Here is a 4,415-nt window from a genome sequence, read left to right on the forward strand (position 1 = left end):
GGCGAACGGTGCAGCTGCGAGACGATGACGCGCTCGGTGCCGTTGATCACGAAGGTGCCGTTCTCGGTCATGATCGGCACTTCGCCCATGTACACGCTTTCGGGCTCGATGACCTTCTTGATGGCCTTGTTATCGGACTCCTTGTCGAAGATCACCAGGCGCAGCTTCACGCGCAGCGGCTGCGCATAGGTCAGGCCGCGCAGCTGGCATTCGCGCACGTCGAACACCGGCTCGCCGAGCTCGTAACTGACGTATTCGAGCTGCGCGTTGCCGGAATAGCTGGTGATCGGGAACACCGACCGGAACGCCGCATGCAGCCCCACCTCCCTACGCGCTTCCGGCGGGAGATCGGCCTGAAGGAACTCGCGATACGAGTCGATCTGGATCTCGAGCAGGTACGGCACCTCAAGGATGCTCGGGCGCTTGCCGAAGTCCTTACGAATGCGCTTCTTTTCGGTGAAGGTGTAGGCCATCGGGGTTCCTCGTCAAAACGGGTTCGGGCACGGCCTGACGCGCGGGCCCATGCACCTTTCCGACCTATCGCGGAGCCGGACTTGTCCGGTGTCGGAGTATCCGCGCAGGCACCGTTGCAGCGGCGCCTAAACAGGGAAAGGCCGGCGGCGCAGTGGCGCCACCAGCCCGTCCCGGTCAGCCCCGCGCAAGCCGCCATCGGCCTGCGCGGGCTCGGTCGAGTACTTACTTGATCTCGACCTTGGCACCGGCCTCTTCCAGATCCTTCTTGATCTTCTCGGCATCGGCCTTGGCGATGGCTTCCTTGACGGTCGAGGGCACGCCTTCGACCAGGTCCTTCGCTTCCTTCAGGCCCAGACCGGTGATCGTGCGGATCACCTTGATGACGTTGACCTTGTTCTCGCCGAACGAGGTCATCACGACGTTGAACTCGGTCTGCTCCTCGACCGGTGCGGCAGCGGCAGCGGCAGCGGCCGGGGCGGCGGCAACGGCGGCAGCGGCGGAGACGCCAAACTTCTCTTCCATCGCCTTGATCAGATCGACGATCTCGATCACGGTCATGTTGGCGATGGTATCCAGCATTTCTTCCTTCGAAACGGCCATTTCGAATACTCCAGATCAGGAATTCGTGTTCGGTATACGGGGTGCGGGTACGAAACCGCCTCAGGCGGCCTCGGACTCGGCCTTCTGCACGCGGATCGCCTCGACGGTCCGGACCAGCTTGCCCGGAATCTCGTTGAGGGTGCGCGCAAACTTGTCGAGCGGCGCCTTCATGACCGCCATCAGCAGGCTGATGGCCTGGTCACGGGTCGGCATGCTGGCGAGCGCGTCGAGATCCTGCGGACCGAGCAGCTGGCCGCCGAAGGCGAGCGCCTTGACGATCAGCTTGTCGTTGTCCTTCTCCTTCAGGAACTCCTTGAAGACGCGCGCGGCGGCACCCGGGTCCTCTTCCGAGAACGCGAGCACCAGCGGCCCGACCAGCGACGGCGAGATGCACTCGAAATCGGTGCCCTGCACGGCGCGGCGCGCCAGCGTGTTCTTGACGACCCGCAGATAGACGCCGTTCTCACGCGCCTTGACGCGCAGGTTGGTCAGGCGCGCCACGGTGATGCCGCGGTATTCCGCAGCGATCAACGAGTGCGACCTGGCGGCAACCTCGGCGACTTCGGCGACGACGGCCTGCTTCTCTGCCAGATTCAAGCTCATGAACAACTACCCTCTGGAACGGCACGTCTGCAGCGACTGACCGCAGCGCTGCCCTGCGGCAGCCTCCGCGCCGTTCACGGCAACGGTAGAACCCAAAACCGGCCTCACCCCGCACGGGGTGCGATGCCGGCCCTCCCAACGGCAAGCCTGCTCCGGCGCATGGCCGGATGGGCGAGACCGTCTGCGCGGGCGCCGTCATCCGACGGTCATTAAGCCTTGCGGCACCAGCGGTCTTTGACGCCGGCCGGCAGCAAGCTGCCGGCCGCCCAAAGTTCGGGCGCGCCGGCGCGCGACTGGCGCACCGGCACGCAGGCGGCCCGATCAGGCCGCGGCAGTCACCGAAGCCACGTCCACGGCCAGGCCGGGGCCCATCGTGGTCGAGACCGTGACCTTCTTCATGTACACGCCCTTGGCGGCGGACGGCTTCATCTTGTTGAGGTCGGCGAGCAGGGCGGCGAGGTTCTCGCGCAGCTTCGCCGGCTCGAAGTCGACCTTGCCGAGCGTGCAGTGGATGATGCCGGCCTTGTCGGTGCGGTAGCGCACCTGACCGGCCTTGGCGTTGCGCACGGCGCCGGCGACGTCCGGGGTCACGGTGCCGACCTTCGGGTTCGGCATCAGGCCGCGCGGGCCGAGGATCTGGCCGAGCTGGCCGACGATGCGCATCGCATCCGGCGAGGCAATGACGACGTCGAAGTCGAGGTTGCCGCCCTTGACGCTCTCGGCGAGATCCTCGAAGCCGACGATGTCGGCGCCGGCCGCACGCGCCGCCTCGGCGTTCGCACCCTGCGTGAACACCGCGACGCGCACGGTCTTGCCGGTGCCGTTCGGCAGCACGGTCGAGCCGCGCACCACCTGGTCGGACTTGCGCGGATCGACGCCGAGGTTCACCGAGACGTCGATGGACTCACGGAACTTGGCGCTCGCGAGTTCCTTCAGGAACGAGAAGGCTTCCTCGGCCGCATAGACCTTGCCCGGAACGAGCTTGGCGCGGATCGCCTGCTGACGCTTGCTGAGCTTGGCCATGACTCAGACCCCCTCCACGTTGAGGCCCATCGACCGGGCGCTGCCGGCGAGCGTGCGCACCGCGGCGTCGATGCTGGCGGCGGTCAGGTCGGGCTGCTTGACCCTGGCGATCTCTTCGAGCTGCGCCCGGCTGATCGTGCCGACCTTCTTGGTGTTCGGATTCGAACTGCCCGAGGTGATGCCCGCGGCCTTCTTGATCAGATAGGTCGCCGGCGGCGTCTTCATGATGAACGTGAAGCTGCGGTCGCTGTAGACCGTGATCACGACCGGAATCGGCATGCCGACTTCCATGCCCTGGGTCTGGGCATTGAAGGTCTTGCAGAATTCCATGATGTTGACGCCGTGCTGACCGAGCGCCGGACCGATGGGCGGACTCGGATTCGCCTTGCCGGCGGCCACCTGCAGCTTCACGTACGCCGTGACTTTCTTGGCCATGCTTCATTCTCCCCGGGTGCAATCGCCTTGCGGCTCCCCGAATGACGAAAAAGGGAAACCGCCCGGAACACCGGCGATTTCCCGCGACGCGGATCAGGCTTTCTCGACCTGACCGAATTCCAGCTCGACCGGGGTCGAACGTCCGAAAATCAGCACGGCCACGCGCAGCCGGCTCTTCTCGTAATTGACCTCTTCGACGACGCCGTTGAAATCATTGAACGGCCCGTCGATGACGCGCACCACCTCACCGGGTTCGTACAGCACCTTCGGCCGCGGCTTGTCGACGCCTTCCTGCACGCGCTGCAGGATCGTCTGCGCCTCGCGCTCGGAAATCGCCGCCGGCTTTTCCGGCGTGCCGCCGATGAAGCCGAGCACCTTCGGCACGTTCTTGACCAGGTGCCAGCTCAGCTCGTCCATTTCCATCTGCACGAGCACGTAGCCCGGGAAGAACTTGCGCTCGCTCTTGCGGCGCTGCCCGTCCCGCATCTCGATGACTTCCTCGGTCGGCACCAGAATCTGACCGAAGTGATCCTGCAGCCCCTCGCGCTTGATGCGATCCTCGAGCGACTTGCGCACCTGATACTCGAAGCCCGAGTACGCCTGCACCACATACCAGCGCATTGCCATGATCAGGCTCCCTGTCCGGTCAGCACGCGCACGCCCCAGAGCAGCAGCATGTCGAGCAGCCACAGGAAGATGCCCATGACCGTGACCATCAGGAACACCGCAAGCGTCGTCTGCAGGGTCTCCTGACGCGTCGGCCAGACCACCTTGCGCAGTTCGACGCGCGAGTCGCGCAGATAGCCCAGCACCTCGGCACCGAGCCGGGTACGCACCGCGATCGCCACCGCCACCGCCACCGCGGCCAGCAGACCGACCACACGCACGGCCAGCAGCGCTTCCGCAAACCAGTAGAACGCGACCATGGCCGCGACGACGATGACGACGGCGACGCTCCAGAGCAGCGTGTCGTATCGGCCGGTTTCGGTTTCCGCTTCGGATTTGGAAGGATTCATTGCCGCACATCGCCACTAAAGCCGACGCGCACACCATCCGCTCGGGACGGGGTGCGCGTCGCTTGGGCTGCTTCTTGATGTATGGCAGGCCAGGAGGGTCTCGAACCCCCAACCTGCGGTTTTGGAGACCGCCGCTCTGCCAATTGAGCTACTGGCCTGTAACAGAAGCGGGAGTCTAAACCGACCCCCGCCGATCCGGCAAGGGTGCCGGCTTACTCCAGGACCTTGGCGACGACGCCGGCGCCGACGGTGCGACCGCCCTCG

6 protein-coding genes, 1 tRNA gene and 1 pseudogene are annotated in these 4,415 nt (G+C 65.5%); all 8 read right to left on the reverse strand.

Annotated elements, in window-relative coordinates; genetic code table 11:
* A pseudogene (gene rpoB / locus PKE44_RS15465) lies at positions 1-473 on the reverse strand (DNA-directed RNA polymerase subunit beta); the annotation flags it as partial.
* Between the two features lie 223 nt (positions 474-696).
* Positions 697-1,074, reverse strand: coding sequence for a 50S ribosomal protein L7/L12 (rplL, locus tag PKE44_RS15470; RefSeq protein ID WP_324552863.1), 378 nt, complete (start codon positions 1,072-1,074; stop codon positions 697-699).
* A gap of 60 nt (positions 1,075-1,134) precedes the next feature.
* A complete protein-coding gene (rplJ, locus tag PKE44_RS15475; protein ID WP_324552865.1) occupies positions 1,135-1,677 on the reverse strand; it encodes a 50S ribosomal protein L10 in 543 nt (180 codons plus the stop codon).
* Between the two features lie 321 nt (positions 1,678-1,998).
* Entirely contained in the window at positions 1,999-2,700 is a 702-nt protein-coding gene (gene rplA, locus PKE44_RS15480) for a 50S ribosomal protein L1 (RefSeq protein ID WP_324552868.1), read from the reverse strand.
* Between the two features lie 3 nt (positions 2,701-2,703).
* Positions 2,704-3,135 carry a 50S ribosomal protein L11 gene (gene rplK, locus PKE44_RS15485; RefSeq protein ID WP_324552872.1) on the reverse strand — a complete coding sequence of 144 codons (432 nt, stop codon included), beginning with the start codon at positions 3,133-3,135 and terminating at the stop codon, positions 2,704-2,706.
* A 93-nt stretch (positions 3,136-3,228) separates the two neighbouring features.
* Complete coding sequence (gene nusG, locus PKE44_RS15490; RefSeq protein WP_324552875.1) at positions 3,229-3,762, reverse strand: transcription termination/antitermination protein NusG; 534 nt, start codon at positions 3,760-3,762, stop codon at positions 3,229-3,231.
* A gap of 2 nt (positions 3,763-3,764) precedes the next feature.
* Positions 3,765-4,151, reverse strand: coding sequence for a preprotein translocase subunit SecE (gene secE, locus PKE44_RS15495; protein WP_324552878.1), 387 nt, complete (start codon positions 4,149-4,151; stop codon positions 3,765-3,767).
* A gap of 82 nt (positions 4,152-4,233) precedes the next feature.
* Positions 4,234-4,309, reverse strand: a tRNA-Trp gene (locus PKE44_RS15500).
* Positions 4,310-4,415 lie beyond the last annotated feature (106 nt).

This window comes from Plasticicumulans sp., from assembly GCF_035331805.1.
GTDB lineage: Bacteria > Pseudomonadota > Gammaproteobacteria > Competibacterales > Competibacteraceae > Plasticicumulans.